Below are 17,414 nucleotides of genomic sequence, written 5' to 3'. Positions count from 1 at the left end.
GCAACTCACTCGCCAGCGAGGATGAGAATCCGCTCCGAAATCCACGTGACGTAGACGTTTGACGAGCGGCGAGACACGCCGTCTTTCCGGGGCGCCGAAGTCGAGCCCGGATCCGGAGGGGCACGCCGGAGGCGGGCAATCCAGAACCGCTGTCCGTGTAAAGCTTTGGCGCGTCGGGGGGTCTGGATTCCGGGCTCCGCTGCGCGGACCCGGAATGACGGGGTGAGCGAATGAACTCTCCGATAGGGAGAAGGGCATTGAGCAATCTGCCCGAGCGCGACCGGCGTCGCCGGGACTGCCGGAGCACAGCGACAGGAAGCGAAAGTTCGGTCGGAGCGCGTTTGCCTAACGCGGCAGCGGCCGTGGCATCCGGAACGGCAGCATCAGCCGGACCAGCGGGTTGCGGAACCGGTCCAGCGACAGGCTCTCGTGCATCGCCCGCACCGGCTCGCCGCCAAGCGTCGAGGCCAGCAGCGAGCGCGCGTAGAACGGTGTGTCCTCGAAGGTCGTGAGCACCCGCGAGCGGCCGTCGTCGCTGCGGGTCTCCCGCGCCATCCGCCAGAACTTGGTGGCCGGCAGGGCCGCGGGCGCGGGCGGGCGGATCTCGCGGCGGCTGCCGTCAGTGGCGAAGCGCAGCGACAGGTTCTGACCGCCGCCCTGACGGTGCTGGACATCGTACAGGATGGTGGCGCCGTCCGGCAGCTCGGCCCGGCACCACGTCCACCGCGAGAAGGCCGCCTCCAGGGGCTCGTCGCCATCGTTGGTGTCGAAGTAGCCGCTCCCGCGCCAGCGAAGGTCCGGCTGCTCGAAAGCGACTTCGACGCGGGAGGACGGTGCCATCGGCCACCACCGGTGGCGCCCGGCCCGGTCGAGGTGGAACGGTCCCTCTGTGAAGCCCCGCGGCTCCAGCCGGATTGAGCCGCGCAGCCTGTAGGGCAGCGGTGCGCCGCGTTCGTCGATCCGGACCGTCAGCGCCGTGCCGTCCCAGGTCATCGCGCTCGGCCCGATCGCGATGTGGTCCGGGCCGCGATCGAGGCTGGCGGCGCGGCGCTCGGTCATGGAAAAGCGGCTCCGGTCGCCGTACAGGACCACGTTCATCGCGCAATGCGCGAAGGGGTCCTTCTCGGCGCTCCACGCGTAGTAGGGCGAGAACACGCTGCCGATGAACGCGATGATCGTCAGGCCCTGCCGGCCGTCGTCGCTCACCGCATCGACATACCACCACGCGTAGCCGCCCCGCGCGACCGCGCCGTCGAAGCGAGGTCGTCCAGGATCGCGGTGGCCGCCAGCCGGCCCGACTGCGCCGCCATCGGAACGCCCGGGCCGGGATGGATCGAGCCTCCCGCCAAGTAGAGGCCCGGAACGCCCGTCCGTGCGCCGGCCCGCTTGAACGTCGCCGCCCAGCCCTGGGCCGCCCGCCCATAGAGGGCGCCCCCCGTACCCGGGAACAGCGTCTCGAACTCCCGCGGCGTCGTCGTGACCGGACCGGATGTCGATTCCAGCGTCAGCCCGCAGGCTTCGAGCCGGCGCAACAGATTCGTCTCGCATGTCCGGATCTCCACGGGCGTGAGCGGGCGGTCCCGGCCATCCGCCGGGGCGTTGACGAGCATCAGCAGGCGTTCGGGCCCGGGCGGCGGCGGCCCGGCATCGGTTCGGTCCTGGGCGCAGATGTAGACCGTCGGGTCGTCGGGCAGCCGGCGCGCGCGCAGGATCGCGTCGAACTCGGCGCGGTAGTCCCGCGAGAAGAACACGGAGTGGTGAGCGAGGGGGAAACCCGTCGGGATTGCGGTTGCGCACAGCGTCACGGCCGAGAGCGAGCGCTCGGCCGGTGCGAGGCGCTCGCCGGCGGATACGGCATCGCCTCCGAGAAGCCCGGCGCCCAGGGCCGCGCAGTCGGCGTTGGAGACGATCCGGTCGGCCGGGATCCGCTCGCCGTCGGCCAGGACCACACCCGCGGCCCGGCCCCGCTCCACGACGATCTGGTCGACATGGGCGCCGTACCGGAATGCGGCGCCCCGTTCCACGGCGAGATCCGCCACAGCCCGGGCCAGCGCGCTCAGGCCGCCGTCCACGGTCCAGATGCCGGCTTGCTCGACATGGGCGACGAGCATCAGGGTCGCGGGAGCAGTGAACGGCGAGGCGCCGCAATAGGTTGCGTAACGGCCGAACAGCTGCCGCAACCGGGGATCGCGGAAGAACGTGCCGAGCGCGGACCATAGAGTGGCAAAGGGCTGGATCCGCCAGAGGTCGCCGAGACCCGAGAACCCGACCCGCTGGGCGAGGCCGGCCGGACTGGTCCGGCCATCCCGGATGAACGGACCTTCCAGCGTCCGGTAAACCTCGGCCGAGCGGGCGCAGAACCGCCGGTACCCTTCGGCCTCCCGCGGGCCCGCGAAGGCCGTGATCGCGTCGGCCGAAGCCTCGATGTCGGCGAAGAGATCCAGCCGCTCGTCGCGGCTCCAGGCATGACGCGCGAGAAGATCGGCCCGTGTCAGCGCGATCCTGTCAGCAAGGTCCGCGCCGCACTCGTGGAACAGGGCCTCAAAAACCCAACGCATCGTCAGGACGGTCGGTCCCGCCTCGACGGCGCAGGTCCCGACCGGAACCGCGCGCATCTTGCCTCCGGGCGCCGCACCGCGCTCGAGCACAAGGATGTCGAGCCCGGCATGGGCGAGCCGCAGCGCAGCGGCGAGGCCGCCGATGCCCGCTCCAATAACGATGACGCGCTCCTGCGCCACGGTCGCCTCGCTTCCGGCCCTCATCGGGATTGATCTGTGACGCTGCAAGTGTCAATAAGAAATGACACTTGTTGCTGACAACCGCATACAACACGGGAGGCAACGCGATGGAATCGGGTCGGCGAATCGAGATCGCCCTGGATCGCGCCGTGGCGCACGCGGAGGCGCCGGGTGCGCCGCCGCTCCTCGCGGAAGCTCTCCGCTACGCGGTCTTTCCCGGCGGGCACCGCATCCGCCCGCGCCTCTGCCTCTCGGTGGCCCAGGCTTGCGGCGACGACGATCCGGGCGGCTCCGAGGCGGCCGCAGCGGCAATCGAGCTTCTCCACTGCGCCTCCCTGGTCCACGACGACCTTCCCTGCTTCGACGACGCGCCGATGCGTCGGCAGAAGCCCTCGATCCACGTCGCCTTCGGAGAGCCCATCGCGGTGCTGACGGGCGACGCCCTCATCGTGTTGGCCTTCGAGACCTTGGCGCGCGCCGCCGGTCCTCACCCAGGGCGGCTCGTACGGCTCGTGGGCTTGCTCGGACGTGCGGCAGGCTCGCCGTCCGGCATCGCGGCGGGGCAGGCCTGGGAGTCGGAGGCGCATGTCAGCCTCAGCGACTATCAGCAGGCGAAGACCGGTGCCCTGTTCGCGGCCGCGACGGTGGCGGGCGCCGCAGCCGCCGGAGCCGAGCCGGAGCCGTGGCGCAGGCTCGGTGAATGCCTCGGCGAGGCCTACCAAGTCGCCGACGACCTGCGCGACGTCGCCTGCCGCCAGGAGGAGATCGGCAAGCCGGCCGGGCGCGACGCGACCCTCGGCCGACCGAATGCCGCGGCGCTGCTCGGTACCGGCGGAGCGCTGGATTGCCTGTCGCGGCTGACCCGCGAGGCTGTGGCGGCAATTCCGGCCTGTCCCGGCGCGGCCGCACTCACCTCCGAGATCGAGGCGCAGGCGCGGCTTTTCCTGCCGGCGAGCCTGCGGGCGGTGGTGGCCTGAGCGCCGGCCCGCTCCCAAGGGTCACGGCCTTGGCGCCACGTCCGACTGCCCTCGGAGACCGATGGCTGGCGTGGCGCAACCGCCTTGTGTCGAGCCCGCGCTTCCAGCGCTGGGCGGCGGGCTTTCCTCTGACCCGTCGGATTGCCCGGCGAAACACCCGGGCCCTGTTCGATCTCTGCGCCGGCTTCGTCTACGCGCAGGTGCTCACGGCCTGCATCCGGCTCGATCTGTTCGGGATCCTCGCCGAAGGGCCGCTCTCGGTCGCAACGCTGGCCCTCCGCATCGACCTGTCACCGGACGCCGCGCGCCGCCTGCTACGGGCCGCCGAATCACTCGGGCTGGTGCGCGCGGTGTCGGATGATCGGTTCGCACTCGCGGATCTCGGCGCCGCGCTCGTCGGAAATCCGGGCGTCGCCGCGATGATCGAGCACCACGCGCTCCTCTACGCCGATCTCGCGGATCCGGTGGCGCTGCTGCGCGGACAGTCGCCGCCGACCCGGCTCTCCGGCTACTGGCCCTACGCCAACGGCGGCGCGGGCGATGCGCAGAGCGTCGCGCCCTACAGCGGCCTCATGGGCGCCTCCCAGGCCATGATCGCCGAGGACGTGCTCGACGTCTGCGACCTCTCGCGGGTCGGACACCTGATGGATGTCGGCGGCGGCGAGGGCGCGTTCCTCCAGGCGATTGCCCGCCGGCACGCCACCCAAAGGCTGACGCTCTTCGACCTTCCCGCCGTGGCGGACCGCGCTCAGAACCGCCTCGCGCGCCTCAGTCTCGGCGAGCGGATCACCTGTTGCGGCGGCGATTTTCACGGCGGATTGCCGACCGGAGCTGACGCGATCTCGTTGGTCCGGATCGTCCACGATCACGACGACGCCCCTGCCCAGGCTCTGCTCGCGGCGGCGCACACCGCTCTGGCGCCCGGCGGGATCCTGATCCTTGCGGAGCCCATGGCCGGCACTCCGGGCGCCGAACCCGTCGGCGACGCGTATTTCGGCTTCTACCTGCTTGCCATGGGTTCAGGACGGCCCCGTCGCGTCGAAGAGCTTCGCGCCATGTTGCGCGAGGCGGGATTTACCGCTGTCCGCGAGCCCAAAACCCGGCGCCCGCTGCTCACCCGCGTGCTGATCGCCCAAAAATCGAGCGCTGATTTGTAGGTATGTCTTGACGCTTACATATGTCTATCTAGGATGACACTCAGCGGCTTCGCATCGGCGAGAGTCGCGCAACGTCGGGCGGAAGATCCCAGCCATGGATGCTTTGGCCGTCATTCTCGAAAGTCCGGAGCATCTCGCGATCAAGCACGTCGCACTGACGCCGCCGGCTGAGACCGACGCGGTCGTTGCGGTCACATGGAGCGGGATCAGCACCGGCACCGAGCGGCTCCTCTGGTCGGGCCGGATGCCGCCGTTTCCCGGCATGGGATATCCCCTGGTTCCCGGCTACGAATCCGTGGGCACGGTAATCGAGTCTGATGCGGGCGGATTGGTTCGGGTCGGCCAGACCGTCTACGTCCCGGGCGCACGCTGCTTCGGCTCCGTCCGGGGCCTGTTTGGCGGCGCCGCCTCGCATCTCGTCGCACCGGCTGGACGGCTCATACCGGTGGACGCCGCCCTCGGCGACCGAGCCTGCCTGCTCGCCCTGGCGGCGACTGCCTACCGGGCCCTCGGCGGGATCCGGCCCGGCTCGACGCCTCTCATCGTCGGCCACGGTGTGCTCGGCCGGCTGCTGGCCCGGCTGACCCTAGCTGCGGGCGCCGAGCCGACCGTCTGGGAGACGAATCCGGCGCGCAGCACCGGGGCGCTCGGCTACACGGTCCTGGTGCCGGCGGACGATCCGCGACGCGACTACGCGGTCATCACCGACGTGAGCGGCAACGCCGACGGTCTCGATACCCTGATCGCCCGGCTCGCTCCCGGAGGCGAGATCGTGCTCGCCGGGTTCTACGAGGCGCCCCTCAGCTTCGCCTTTCCGCCCGCCTTCATGCGCGAGGCGCGGATTAGGATCTCCGCAGAGTTCCGGCCCGAGGATCTCGCCGCCGTGACGATGCTGATCGACGGCGGCCAGCTCTCGCTCGACGGGCTGATCACCCATCGCGCGCCGGCGGCGGAGGCCGAAGGTGCCTACCGCACCGCCTTCGCCGATCCCGCCTGCCTGAAGATGATCCTCGACTGGAGGGACGCCGCGTGAACGTTCAGCTCAACAAGGCCGCCCTGTCCCAAGCGACCCAGCTCCGCGCCGAGGCCGCGATCGAGCCCGATGCAGTCGCTACCGCACCAGCGAAGAAAGAAACGCAGATCATCGCGATCTACGGCAAGGGCGGCATCGGCAAGTCGTTCACGCTGGCCAATCTCAGCTACATGATGGCCCAGCAGGGCAAGAAGGTCCTGCTGATCGGCTGCGATCCGAAGAGCGACACCACCTCGCTGCTGTTCGGCGGCAAGGCCTGCCCGACCATCATCGAGACCTCGACTACGAAGAAGCTCGCTGGTGAGGCGGTCGCGATCGGCGACGTCTGCTTCAAGCGCGACGGCGTCTACGCGATGGAACTCGGCGGTCCCGAGGTCGGGCGCGGCTGCGGCGGGCGCGGCATCATCCACGGCTTCGAGCTGCTGGAAAAGCTCGGCTTCCACGAGTGGGGCTTCGACTTCGTCCTGCTCGACTTCCTCGGCGACGTGGTCTGCGGCGGCTTCGGCCTGCCGATCGCCCGGGACATGTGCCAGAAGGTCATCGTCGTCGGCTCGAACGACCTGCAATCGCTCTACGTCGCCAACAACGTCTGCTCGGCGGTGGAGTATTTCCGCAAGCTCGGCGGCAATGTCGGCGTCGGCGGTCTGGTGATCAACAAGGATGACGGCACCGGCGAGGCGCAGGCCTTCGCGGACGCCGCCGGCATCCCGGTCCTGGCCTCGATCCCGGCCGACGAGGATATCCGGCGCAAGAGCGCCAATTACGAGATCATCGGCAAGCCGGACGGGCGTTGGGGGGCGTTGTTCGCGGAACTCGCCGCCAACGTCGCGGACGCCGCGCCGCACCGCCCGACGCCGCTCTCGCAGGACGGCTTGCTCGGCCTGTTCTCCAGCGAGACCACCGGCCGCGACGTCGTGCTGGTCCCGGCGACCCACGAGGACATGTGCGGCGTCGCCCACGTGGCCAAGCCGTCCCTCGAAGTCGTCTACGACGAGGTCTGACGCGCATGGCCGTCTCCCTCGACATCGCCGATCTGCGGGCCCGGAAGGCGCCGGCCACCATCGACCTCGCCGCCACGAAAGGCGACGGCCTCGGCTGCCATGCCGGGAAGGACGCGATGGTGGCGGCCGCGGAAGCCGCGGGGATGTCGGAGACGCTGGCGCAGCTGCGGGCTGACTATCCGCAGGGCCCGCACGACCAGCCGCAGAGCATGTGCCCGGCCTTCGGCTCGCTACGCGTCGGCCTGCGCATGCGCCGCACCGCCACGATCCTCTCCGGCTCTGCGTGCTGCGTCTACGGCCTGACCTTCACGTCCCATTTCTACGGGGCGAAGCGGAGCGTCGGCTACGTGCCGTTCAACTCGGAGACGCTCGTCACCGGCAAGCTGTTCGAGGACATCCGCGAGGCAGTCCACGCCACCGCGAAGCCGGAAGATTACGACGCCGTCGTCGTCATCAACCTCTGCGTCCCGACCGCCTCCGGCGTGCCCCTCCGGCTGCTGCCGAAGGAGATCGACGGCGTCCGGGTGATCGGCATCGATGTGCCGGGATTCGGCGTACCGACCCATGCCGAGGCCAAGGACGTGCTGGCCGGCGCCATGCTGAAGGTCGCCCGCGCGGAGGCCGAGCAGGGCCCGGTGGCAGCACCTCGCGGCGGCCGCTCCGAGCGGCCGAGCGTGGCGCTCCTCGGCGAGGTGTTTCCCGCCGACCCGGTGGTGATCGGATCGCTCCTGGAGCCGCTCGGCCTCGCCGCCGGACCGGTCGTTCCGACACGGGAATGGCGCGAGCTGTACGCCGCCCTCGACTGCGCGGCAGTGGCGGCAATCCATCCGTTCTACACGGCCTCGATCCGTGAGTTCGAGGCGGCGGGCCGCCCGGTCGTCGGCTCCGCTCCGGTCGGCATCGATGGCACCGCCGACTGGCTCGACCGGATCGGCGAAGCCTGCGGGGTTGCCCGCGCCACCGTCGAGGCGGCCAAGAACCGGATCCTGCCCGGCATCCGCGGGGCGCTCGGCGCGATGCCGATCAAAGGCCGGATCACGCTGTCCGGGTACGAAGGCTCGGAATTGCTCGTGGCCCGCCTCCTCGTCGAGAGCGGCGCCGAAGTTCCATATGTCGGCACCGCCTGCCCGCGCACGCCCTGGTCGGAGGCCGACCGCGACTGGCTCGAATCCCGCGGCACGCAGGTGCGTTACCGGGCCTCGCTCGAGGATGACCTGTTCGCCCTCGAATCGCTGAAGCCCGACCTCGCCATCGGCACGACGCCGGTGGTGCAGCGGGCGAAGGAGCGCGGCACGCCGGCCCTCTATTTCACGAACCTGATCTCGGCGCGCCCACTGATGGGTGCGGCCGGCGCCGGCTCGCTTGCCACGGTGATCAACGCCGCCCTGGGCAACCGGGCGCGGTTCGACGCCATGCGCGACTTCTTCGAGGGCGTCGGCACCGGCCACGCCGCGGGCGTCTGGCAGGACGTGCCGCAGAAGCGCCAGGGACCGAAGATCGAAGGCCCCAAGAAGCCGATCGGGGAGATGGCCTGATGCTCATCCTCGATCACGACAGGGCCGGCGGCTACTGGGGCGCGGTCTACGTCTTCACGGCGATCAAGGGCCTGCAGGTCGTCATCGATGGTCCCGTCGGCTGCGAGAACCTGCCGGTCACCTCGGTGCTACACTACACCGACGCGCTGCCGCCGCACGAGCTGCCGATCGTCGTGACCGGCCTCGCCGAGGAGGAACTCGGCCGCCACGGCACCGAGGGTGCCATGAAGCGCGCCCACGCCACCCTCGATCCGGGCCAGCCGAGCGTGGTGGTCACCGGCTCCATCGCCGAGATGATCGGCGGCGGCGTGACCCCGGAGGGCACCGGCCTCCAGCGCTTCCTGCCGCGCACCATCGACGAGGATCAGTGGCAGGCCGCCGACCGGGCCATGCGCTGGCTCTGGCAGGAATACGGGGCGAAGAAGTTCGCCAAGAAGGGCATCCCGGCCCGGCCGGAGAAGAAGCCCGGCGAGAAGCCGCGGGTGAACCTGATCGGCCCGGCCTACGGCACCTTCAACATGCCCTCCGACCTCGCCGAGATCCGGCGGCTGGTCGAGGGGATCGGCGCCGAGGTGAACCTCACCTTCCCGCTCGGCGCGCACCTCGCCGACGTGCCCAAGCTCGTCAACGCAGACGCCAATGTCTGCCTGTACCGGGAGTTCGGCCGCCTGCTCTGTGAGGATCTCGAGCGGCCCTACCTGCAGGCGCCGATCGGCATCCTGTCGACGACGAAGTTCCTGCGCTCGCTCGGCGAAATCCTCGGCCTCGACCCGGAGCCGTTCATCGAGCGTGAGCGCCACACCACGATCAAGCCGGTCTGGGACCTGTGGCGGTCGGTGACGCAGGATTTCTTCGGCACCGCGAGCTTCGGCATCGTCGCAGCTGAGACCTACGCGCGGGGCGTGCGCCACTTCCTCGAAGACGAGATGGGCCTGCCCTGCCACTTCGCCTTCGGCCGTTCGGCCGGGCTGAAGCCCGACAATGCCGCCGTCCGCGCCGCCATCGCCGCCAAGCCGCCGCTGGTCCTGTTCGGCTCGTTCAACGAGCGGATGTACCTCGCGGAGTGCGGCGCCCGGGCGACCTACGTCCCGGCCTCGTTCCCCGGGGCGATTATCCGGCGGCACACCGGCACGCCGTTCATGGGCTACGCCGGCGCGACCTACCTGGTCCAGGAGGTCTGCAACGCCCTGTTCGACACCCTCTTCCACATCCTGCCGCTCGCCCGCGACATGGACAAAGTCGAGGCGACCCCGGCGCGGCGCCACGCCGAGCTGCCCTGGGACGAGGCGGCGCGACAGGCCCTCGACGCTCTGGTCGAGGCGCAGCCGGTGCTGGCCCGCATCTCCGCCGCCAAGCGCCTGCGCGACGCCGCCGAGCGCGCCGCCCGCGACACCGAATCCGACGCCGTTGCGCCCGCCCATGTGGCGCGGGCCCGGGCCGATCTCGCCGCGGGGATCCCCGCATGAGCGCCCCTTTCGTTTCACCCAGAGGAGACCTGACGATGCGAACGATGGTCCCGACCGGCCGCCAGCACCAGGAAGCGATTCAGTTCCGGCTGATCCTGACGGCCACCTACCCGTTCTTCCTCGCCGCGGCGACGCTGAACCGCTTCAGGCCCGCCCGAGAGACGGCCCGGCCGGGCCTCGCACCGGCGCACCGCTCGGTGTTCGGCGAGGCCCGCGCAATGGCGGTTCAGGCGATTCCCTTCGCCTTCATGGGCTGATGCGCCCCTGAGCGAGACACTTCCGTCCGGTGACGCGGGGGAAGTCGGGCCGTGACCGCCGCCAGGCATCACGGCTGAACCCGTCGCGCCTCGCCAGAGGTGCGGCCAACACACGGAGGTCTGAACGATGGCGAGTGGACCCATCACGACAGAAAGACCGAGCAGCCTGTCCGGGCTGACGGAACCGGAAGCCAAGGAGTTCCACGCGATCTTCCTGACGAGCTTCCTCATCTTCACGGCGATTGCCGTGGTCGCCCACATCCTCGTCTGGCTGTGGCGTCCATGGCTCCCTGGACCGCAGGGCTACGCCTCCCTCGAGGGCGTTCGCGACGCGGCCCACGCCCTCGTCACGATGATCGGCTGAGGAGGATCGGATGCACAAGGTTTGGTTGCTGTTCGATCCGCGGCGCACGCTGGTGGCTCTGTTCACCTTCCTCTTCATCCTGGCGCTGCTGATCCACTTCATCCTGCTCTCGACCGACCGGTTCAACTGGCTGGACGGTCCGCGCAACAACAAGGCCGCCGAGAACACCATCACGCTCGCGCTGCCGCAGATGCCGGCCTGACGGCCGGTCCGGACCGCGGCGCGCGAGGGCCGCGGTCACCCCATCCTTCCTCTTCTCCGGCCTGACTGAGGAGCAGCCGCCATGGCGATGCTGAGCTTCGAGCGCAAATACAGGGTCCGCGGCGGCACCTTGCTCGGCGGCGACCTGTTCGACTTCTGGGTCGGGCCGTTCTTCGTCGGCTTCTTCGGCGTGGTCGGAATGTTCTTCACGGTGCTCGGCACCGCGCTCGTCATCTACGGCGCGGCGATCGGGCCGACCTGGAACATCTGGCAGATCAACATCGCGCCGCCCGACATCAGCTACGGGCTGAAGCTCGCACCGCTGAAAGACGGCGGCCTCTGGCAGATCATAACCTTCTGCGCGCTCGGCTCGTTCGTGTCCTGGGCTCTGCGCGAGGTCGAGATCTGCCGCAAGCTCGGCATCGGCTACCACGTGCCGGTCGCCTTCGGGATGGCGATCTTCGCGTATTTCACCCTCGTGGTGATCCGCCCGTTCCTGATGGGGGCCTGGGGCTACGGCTTCCCCTACGGCATCCTCAGCCATCTCGATTGGGTATCGAACACCGGATACCAGTATCTACACTTCCACTATAACCCGGCGCACATGCTGGCCGTGACGTTCTTCTTCACGACCACGCTGGCGCTGGCGATGCACGGCGGCCTGATCCTCTCGGCGACCAACCCGAAGAAGGGCGAGACCGTGAAAACGCCCGAGCACGAGGACACGTTCTTCCGCGACACGATCGGCTACTCAATCGGCACCCTCGGCATCCACCGCCTCGGGCTGTTCCTTGCCCTCTCGGCGGGGTTCTGGAGCGCGGTCTGCATCGTGATCAGCGGGCCGTTCTGGACGCAGGGCTGGCCGCAATGGTGGGGCTGGTGGCTCAACCTGCCGGTCTGGCGATGACCGGCCGACGCTTGGCGAGACGACACGGGTGATGCGAGCCGCCGCCGAGCGCGCGGCACTCCGGGGGAGGGCAGGCCATGGCCTATTACCAGAACATCTTCACGCAGGTTCAGGTGCGCCCGCTCGTGCCGGAGCACGGCGTCCCCGTCGCGGCCGACGACCGCGTGGGCAGGCCGTTCAACAGCTACCTGTTCGGGCTCATCGGCAACAGTCAGGTCGGGCCGATCTACATCGGCTACATCGCGGCCTTGTCGATCACTTGTGGTGTTATCGCCTTCGAGATCATCGGTCTCAACATGTGGGCGTCGGTGAACTGGGACCCAATACAGTTCGTCCGGCAATTGCCGTGGCTCGCCCTTGAGCCGCCCCTGCCGAAATACGGCTTGAAGGTCCTGCCGCCGCTCAACGAGGGCGGCTGGTGGCTGATCGCCGGCTTCTTCCTGACCGCGTCGATCCTGCTCTGGTGGGTCCACCTCTACAAGCGTGCGAAGGCGCTGGGCCTCGGTCTCCACGTGCCGTGGGCCTTTGCGTCGGCGATCTGGCTCTACCTGGTCCTCGGCTTCATCCGTCCGCTGCTGATGGGCTCATGGTCGGAAGCCGTGCCGTTCGGAATTTTCCCGCATCTCGATTGGACCGCGGCGTTCTCGCTCCGCTACGGAAACCTCTTCTACAACCCGTTCCACATGCTCTCGATCACGTTCCTCTACGGATCGACGCTGCTGTTCGCGATGCACGGGGGCACGATCCTGGCCTGCTCGCGCTACGGTGCCGAGCGCGAGATCGACCAGATCGTCGACCGCGGCACGGCCACCGAGCGCGCCGCCCTGTTCTGGCGCTGGACCATGGGCTTCAACGCCACGATGGAATCGGTCCATCGCTGGGCCTGGTGGTTCGCGGTCCTGACCACGCTGACCGGCGGCATCGGCATCCTGCTCACCGGCACCGTGGTGGACAATTGGTACCTTTGGGCGGTCAAGCACCATGTCGCGCCCTCGTATCCGCAGGTCTACGGCCCGATCGTGGATCCCGCCCATCTCGCACCCGGCCCGAGGCCGTGAGGAGGCCGTCATGAAGACGATTCTGGCGGTTGTCGGCGGGGCGCTGGCCCTGTTCCTCACCATCGCGATGTTCGGCGGCGCGGGCTGGACCCATCCGCCCATGGCGGTCAAGCAGACCGGCTTCCGCGGCACCGGCATGGACCTGATCCGGACCCGGGCCGGTAACGAGGCGCTGTCGGAAGCCAACCGGGCGCCGGCGCCGGCCGATCCAGCCGATGCCGGGGGCGAGAAGGCCTCGGCCGTCTACGAGAACGTGCAGGTGCTCGGCGATCTCTCGGCCGAGCAGTTCAACCGCCTGATGGTGTCGATCACCGAGTGGGTCGCGCCGCAGCAGGGCTGCACGTACTGCCACAGCACCGAGAACATGGCCTCCGACGAGCTCTACCAGAAGCGCGTCGCCCGGCGCATGCTGCAGATGACGCAATACATCAACTCATCCTGGAAAGAGAACCACGTCCATCAGGCCGGCGTGACCTGCTACACCTGCCACCGGGGCAACCCGGTGCCGGCCAATATCTGGTTCGATCATCCGGTCCAGGGCGCGGGACGCTTCAGACCGCGCAACAACAGCCAGAACCTGGCCTCGCCGGAAGTCGGCAACACCTCGCTGCCCTACGACGTCTATCAGGCCTTCTACCAGCACAAGGAGACGTCGGAGGACGCCGTCCGGGTCAACGCCACCACGGCGCTACCGGAGACCAAGGGCAAGCCGATCCAGGACGCCGAGAAGACGTTCGCGATCATGATCAGCATGTCGCAATCGTTGGGCGTGAACTGTACCTTCTGCCACAACACCCGGTCGGTTGCGCAATGGGACACCAGCACGCCCAACCGGGTCCATGCCTGGTACGGCATCCGCATGGTGCGCGACCTGAACCAGGATTACATGACGCCGCTGACCTCGACCTTCCCGCGGAACCGCCTAGGGGTTCTCGGTGACGCGCCGAAGATCAACTGCGCCACCTGCCACAACGGCGCCAACAAGCCGCTGAACGGCGCCAACGTGATCGAGCCCTATCCGGAGCTGTCTCACCCGACGATCTCGGTGAGCCTGCCGACCGGCGAGGCCAAGGACCCGATCCCCGGCACTGACAAGCCGACGCCGAAGCCCTGATCGGCTCTGGAGCGGCCGGGCCATCCGGCCGCTCCACGCAAGCTACAGGGAACCTGCAACACGTAGAGGCGTCGATACCGACGGCCAAGCTCGGCCAGGAGAGACGCCCGTGACGATCACCATCTCCAACCTGCAGCCGCTGATCGCGATCCTGGCCGGGATCCTGATCCTGGTGATGCCGCGGCTGCTCAACTACATCGTGGCGATCTACCTGATCGTGGTCGGCGTGATCGGTCTGGGGATCCTGCACTGAGCGGCGCCCGCAGCACGACGGGGCGGACCTGACAGACCGCTGGACCCGTCAGCGACCCAGGCACACTGCCATCGCGCGTTCATCTTGCGTTGCGTTGCGGGATGGTCCAACCCCGCCCATCAGCTCGGCCGTCGCCGGGCACCAGATACGGACGGGTTCGACATGGCGACCGGCAGCGCGAAGTGGGTCTATGCCTTCGGCGACGGCAAGGCGGAGGGCAAGTCGCAGATGCGCGACCTGCTCGGCGGTAAGGGTGCCAATCTGGCCGAGATGTCGAACCTCGGTCTGCCTGTCCCGCCCGGCTTCACCATCACCACCGAGGTTTGCACCTACTTCTACGACCACGGCAAGTCCTACCCGCCGGAGCTGAAGGATCAGGTCGCGGCCGCGCTTGCGCAGGTCGGCACGCTCACCGGCCGCAAATTCGGCGATGCAGCGAACCCGCTCCTCGTCTCGGTCCGCTCCGGCGCCCGGGCCTCCATGCCGGGCATGATGGACACGGTCCTCAACCTCGGCCTGAACGACGAGACGGTGCTGGCGCTGGCCAAGGAGGCCGATGACGAGCGCTTCGCCTACGATTCCTACCGCCGCTTCATCACCATGTACTCGAACGTGGTGCTGAACGTGGAGCACCACGCCTTCGAGGAAGCGCTGGAGCACTACAAGGAGAGTAAGGGCTTCGAGCTCGACACTGAGCTCGGCGCCGAGGACTGGAAAATTCTGATCCAGACCTACAAGAAGATCGTGCGCGACGAGCACGGCTCGGACTTCCCGCAGGGCGCCGACGACCAGCTCTGGGGCGCGATCGGCGCCGTATTCAATTCCTGGATGATTCCCCGGGCCAAGAAGTATCGGGAGCTGAACAACATCCCGGAGAGCTGGGGCACGGCCGTGAACGTGCAGGCCATGGTGTTCGGCAACATGGGCGACACGTCCGCTACCGGCGTCGCCTTCACCCGCAATCCGTCGACCGGTGAGAAAGCGCTCTACGGCGAGTTCCTGATCAACGCCCAGGGCGAGGACGTGGTGGCGGGCATCCGCACGCCGCAGAATATCACCGAGAAGGCCCGCATCGAGGCCGAGAGCGACAAGCCTTCCATGGAGAAGGCCATGCCCGAAAGCTTCGCGGAGCTGACCCGGATCTACGAGATCCTGGAATCGCATTACCGCGACATGCAGGACATGGAGTTCACCATTGAGAAGGGGAAGCTCTGGATGCTCCAGACCCGCAACGGCAAGCGCACGGCGAAGGCCGCCCTGCGCATCGCCGTGGATCTGGCGGGCGAGGGCCTGATCTCCCGTGACGAGGCGATCGGCCGGGTCGAGCCCGGCGCCCTCGACCAGCTCCTGCACCCCACCATCGACCCGAAGGCGGACCGCAAGGTCATCGCCTCGGGCCTGCCGGCCTCGCCCGGCGCGGCGACCGGCGAGATCGTCTTCAACTCGGAAGACGCGGAGGCGCACCGCAAGGCCGAGCGCAAGTGCATCCTGGTGCGCATCGAGACCTCGCCCGAGGACATCCACGGCATGCACGCCGCCGAGGGCATCCTCACCACCCGCGGCGGCATGACCAGCCACGCGGCCGTCGTCGCCCGCGGCATGGGCAAGCCCTGCGTCTCGGGCGTCGGATCGATCCGGATCGACTACAAGGCGCAGACGCTGACGGTCGGCGGCATCACGCTGAAGGCCGGCGACAAGATCACCATCGACGGGTCGACCGGGCAGGTGATTCAGGGCGAGGTGAAGATGCTGGAGCCCGAACTCTCGGGCGACTTCGCCACGCTGATGGAATGGGCCGACGCGATCCGGACCATGAAGGTGCGGGCGAACGCCGATACGCCGACTGATGCCCGGACCGCGCGCAATTTCGGCGCCGAGGGGATCGGTCTCTGCCGCACCGAGCACATGTTCTTCGAGGGTGACCGCATCATCGCGGTGCGCGAGATGATCCTGGCGGACGATGCCGAGGGCCGCCGCGCGGCGCTCGCCAAGATCTTGCCCTATCAACGCCAGGACTTCCTGGAGCTGTTCACGATCATGTCCGGCCTGCCGGTCACGATCCGCCTGCTCGATCCGCCGCTGCACGAGTTCCTGCCGCACACCGACGCCGAAGTCGCCGAGGTCGTGAAGGCGACCGGCGTCTCGGAGGAGAAGATCCGGCACCGAACGCGGGAGCTGTCCGAGCACAACCCGATGCTGGGCTTCCGCGGCTGCCGTCTGGCGATCGCCTTCCCGGAGATCGCCGAGATGCAGGCTCGGGCGATCTTCGAGGCCGCCGTCCAGGCTGCCGCCGACACCGGCAGCCCGGTCACGCCCGAGGTGATGGTGCCGCTGGTCTTCACCCGCGCCGAGTTCGACATCGTGAAGGCGCGCATCGACGCCATGGCGAAGGCGGTCGCCGAGGAGAAAGGTGCCACACTCGACTATCAGGTCGGCACCATGATCGAGCTGCCGCGGGCTGCCCTTAAGGCCGGCGAGATCGCCGAGACGGCCGAGTTCTTTTCCTTCGGCACCAACGACCTGACGCAGACGGCGCTGGGCATCTCCCGCGACGACGCGGCGACCTTCCTCGGTCCCTACACTCAGAAGGGCATCCTGCCGGCCGACCCGTTCATCACCATCGACCAGGAGGGTGTGGGCGAGTTGGTGCGCATCGGCGTCGAGCGCGGCCGCAAGACCCGCCCGGACATCAAGCTCGGCATCTGCGGCGAGCACGGCGGCGATCCGGCCTCGGTGGGATTTTGCCAGGAAGTCGGGCTCGATTACGTCTCCTGCTCGCCCTACCGCGTGCCGATCGCCCGGCTCGCGGCCGCCCAGGCCGCTCTCGGCAAGGTCTCGGGCAAGGAAGGCTGAATGTTAGCCGAGGGCGCCTGCGGGCGCCCTCATCGGGCTCGTCAACCAACCGGTCAAATACCGGTTGAAAATGTTTTCGTCAGTACGAACCCGCTCCAGAACGGCACGTTGACTGCTTGAGCCGACGGGTTGTGCGTGTTCGTAGTCGATCCGCCCCGGGGCCTGCGTCACCCGTCGGAATCATCGGCCATGATCCATCCTGATTCCAGCCCGATGTGCGTCGGCGAGACCCACGCTGTCGTAGCGGCCCCAAGCGCCGCCGTGCGTGCCTACCTGGCCTTGGTCGCGGGCCTGGGCGGCCTGACGACGGCCGTGATGCTGATGATGTCGGTTGCGGCCAACAGCGGCGGCGAGGCCGAACGGATCGCCGGAACCCAGGATGACGGCTACGCGGCGACGCTCGTGGCGGCCCTGGCGGTCAATCTCTCGAAGCCGCTGCGCTGAGTTCGTCCAGACACGGCGCCCACCGGTCTTTCCAGCAGACTGACTCGATCGGGATC

At 68.7% G+C, this 17,414-nt stretch carries 17 protein-coding genes; 15 read left to right on the top strand and 2 right to left on the bottom strand.

Annotated features, from left to right (window positions below; all coding sequences use genetic code 11):
- Positions 1-345: 345 nt before the first annotated feature.
- Positions 346-1,206, bottom strand: a complete 861-nt coding sequence (locus tag AC3WSN_RS15525) for a carotenoid 1,2-hydratase (RefSeq protein WP_492539090.1) — start codon at positions 1,204-1,206, stop codon at positions 346-348.
- On the bottom strand, positions 1,203-2,762 hold the full coding sequence (gene crtD / locus AC3WSN_RS15520; protein ID WP_492539088.1) for a 1-hydroxycarotenoid 3,4-desaturase CrtD: 1,560 nt from the start codon (positions 2,760-2,762) through the stop codon (positions 1,203-1,205). The genes AC3WSN_RS15525 and crtD overlap by 4 nt, the downstream gene beginning before the upstream one ends.
- 83 nt (positions 2,763-2,845) lie before the next feature.
- On the opposite strand from crtD, the gene AC3WSN_RS15515 reads away from it, so the two are divergent.
- The 15 genes from AC3WSN_RS15515 (at position 2,846) to AC3WSN_RS15445 (ending at position 17,358) form a co-directional block, all read left to right on the top strand.
- Positions 2,846-3,715, top strand: coding sequence for a polyprenyl synthetase family protein (locus AC3WSN_RS15515; RefSeq protein ID WP_492539086.1), 870 nt, complete (start codon positions 2,846-2,848; stop codon positions 3,713-3,715).
- Between the two features lie 29 nt (positions 3,716-3,744).
- A complete protein-coding gene (locus AC3WSN_RS15510; RefSeq protein WP_492539084.1) occupies positions 3,745-4,872 on the top strand; it encodes a methyltransferase in 1,128 nt (375 codons plus the stop codon).
- Positions 4,873-4,966: 94 nt separating this feature from the next.
- Positions 4,967-5,905, top strand: coding sequence for a chlorophyll synthesis pathway protein BchC (bchC, locus tag AC3WSN_RS15505; protein WP_492539082.1), 939 nt, complete (start codon positions 4,967-4,969; stop codon positions 5,903-5,905).
- A complete protein-coding gene (locus AC3WSN_RS15500; RefSeq protein ID WP_492539080.1) occupies positions 5,902-6,906 on the top strand; it encodes a chlorophyllide a reductase iron protein subunit X in 1,005 nt (334 codons plus the stop codon). The genes bchC and AC3WSN_RS15500 overlap by 4 nt, the downstream gene beginning before the upstream one ends.
- A gap of 5 nt (positions 6,907-6,911) precedes the next feature.
- Complete coding sequence (gene bchY / locus AC3WSN_RS15495) at positions 6,912-8,441, top strand: chlorophyllide a reductase subunit Y (RefSeq protein WP_492539078.1); 1,530 nt, start codon at positions 6,912-6,914, stop codon at positions 8,439-8,441.
- Positions 8,441-9,907, top strand: a complete 1,467-nt coding sequence (bchZ, locus tag AC3WSN_RS15490; RefSeq protein ID WP_492539076.1) for a chlorophyllide a reductase subunit Z — start codon at positions 8,441-8,443, stop codon at positions 9,905-9,907. Before bchY ends, bchZ begins: the two co-directional genes overlap by 1 nt.
- 35 nt (positions 9,908-9,942) lie before the next feature.
- A complete protein-coding gene (locus tag AC3WSN_RS15485) occupies positions 9,943-10,164 on the top strand; it encodes a hypothetical protein (RefSeq protein ID WP_492539074.1) in 222 nt (73 codons plus the stop codon).
- A 127-nt stretch (positions 10,165-10,291) separates the two neighbouring features.
- Positions 10,292-10,528, top strand: coding sequence for a light-harvesting antenna LH1, beta subunit (gene pufB / locus AC3WSN_RS15480; RefSeq protein WP_192707668.1), 237 nt, complete (start codon positions 10,292-10,294; stop codon positions 10,526-10,528).
- Positions 10,529-10,538: 10 nt separating this feature from the next.
- On the top strand, positions 10,539-10,730 hold the full coding sequence (gene pufA, locus AC3WSN_RS15475) for a light-harvesting antenna LH1, alpha subunit (RefSeq protein ID WP_012319766.1): 192 nt from the start codon (positions 10,539-10,541) through the stop codon (positions 10,728-10,730).
- 81 nt (positions 10,731-10,811) lie between these two features.
- Entirely contained in the window at positions 10,812-11,636 is an 825-nt protein-coding gene (gene pufL / locus AC3WSN_RS15470; RefSeq protein WP_192707669.1) for a photosynthetic reaction center subunit L, read from the top strand.
- A gap of 77 nt (positions 11,637-11,713) precedes the next feature.
- Complete coding sequence (pufM, locus tag AC3WSN_RS15465; RefSeq protein ID WP_192707670.1) at positions 11,714-12,694, top strand: photosynthetic reaction center subunit M; 981 nt, start codon at positions 11,714-11,716, stop codon at positions 12,692-12,694.
- Between the two features lie 10 nt (positions 12,695-12,704).
- Positions 12,705-13,808 carry a photosynthetic reaction center cytochrome PufC gene (pufC, locus tag AC3WSN_RS15460; protein WP_192707671.1) on the top strand — a complete coding sequence of 368 codons (1,104 nt, stop codon included), beginning with the start codon at positions 12,705-12,707 and terminating at the stop codon, positions 13,806-13,808.
- A 109-nt stretch (positions 13,809-13,917) separates the two neighbouring features.
- On the top strand, positions 13,918-14,061 hold the full coding sequence (locus AC3WSN_RS15455; protein WP_012319762.1) for a DUF3096 domain-containing protein: 144 nt from the start codon (positions 13,918-13,920) through the stop codon (positions 14,059-14,061).
- Between the two features lie 162 nt (positions 14,062-14,223).
- Positions 14,224-16,914 carry a pyruvate, phosphate dikinase gene (gene ppdK / locus AC3WSN_RS15450; RefSeq protein ID WP_492539069.1) on the top strand — a complete coding sequence of 897 codons (2,691 nt, stop codon included), beginning with the start codon at positions 14,224-14,226 and terminating at the stop codon, positions 16,912-16,914.
- A gap of 189 nt (positions 16,915-17,103) precedes the next feature.
- Positions 17,104-17,358: a hypothetical protein gene (locus tag AC3WSN_RS15445; RefSeq protein ID WP_492539067.1), complete on the top strand. Its 255-nt coding sequence runs from the start codon at positions 17,104-17,106 to the stop codon at positions 17,356-17,358.
- Positions 17,359-17,414 lie beyond the last annotated feature (56 nt).

The sequence above is a fragment of the Methylobacterium sp. FW102-HT35C08 genome, from assembly GCF_058790235.1.
This window is presented reverse-complemented; position numbering and strand designations above follow the sequence as displayed.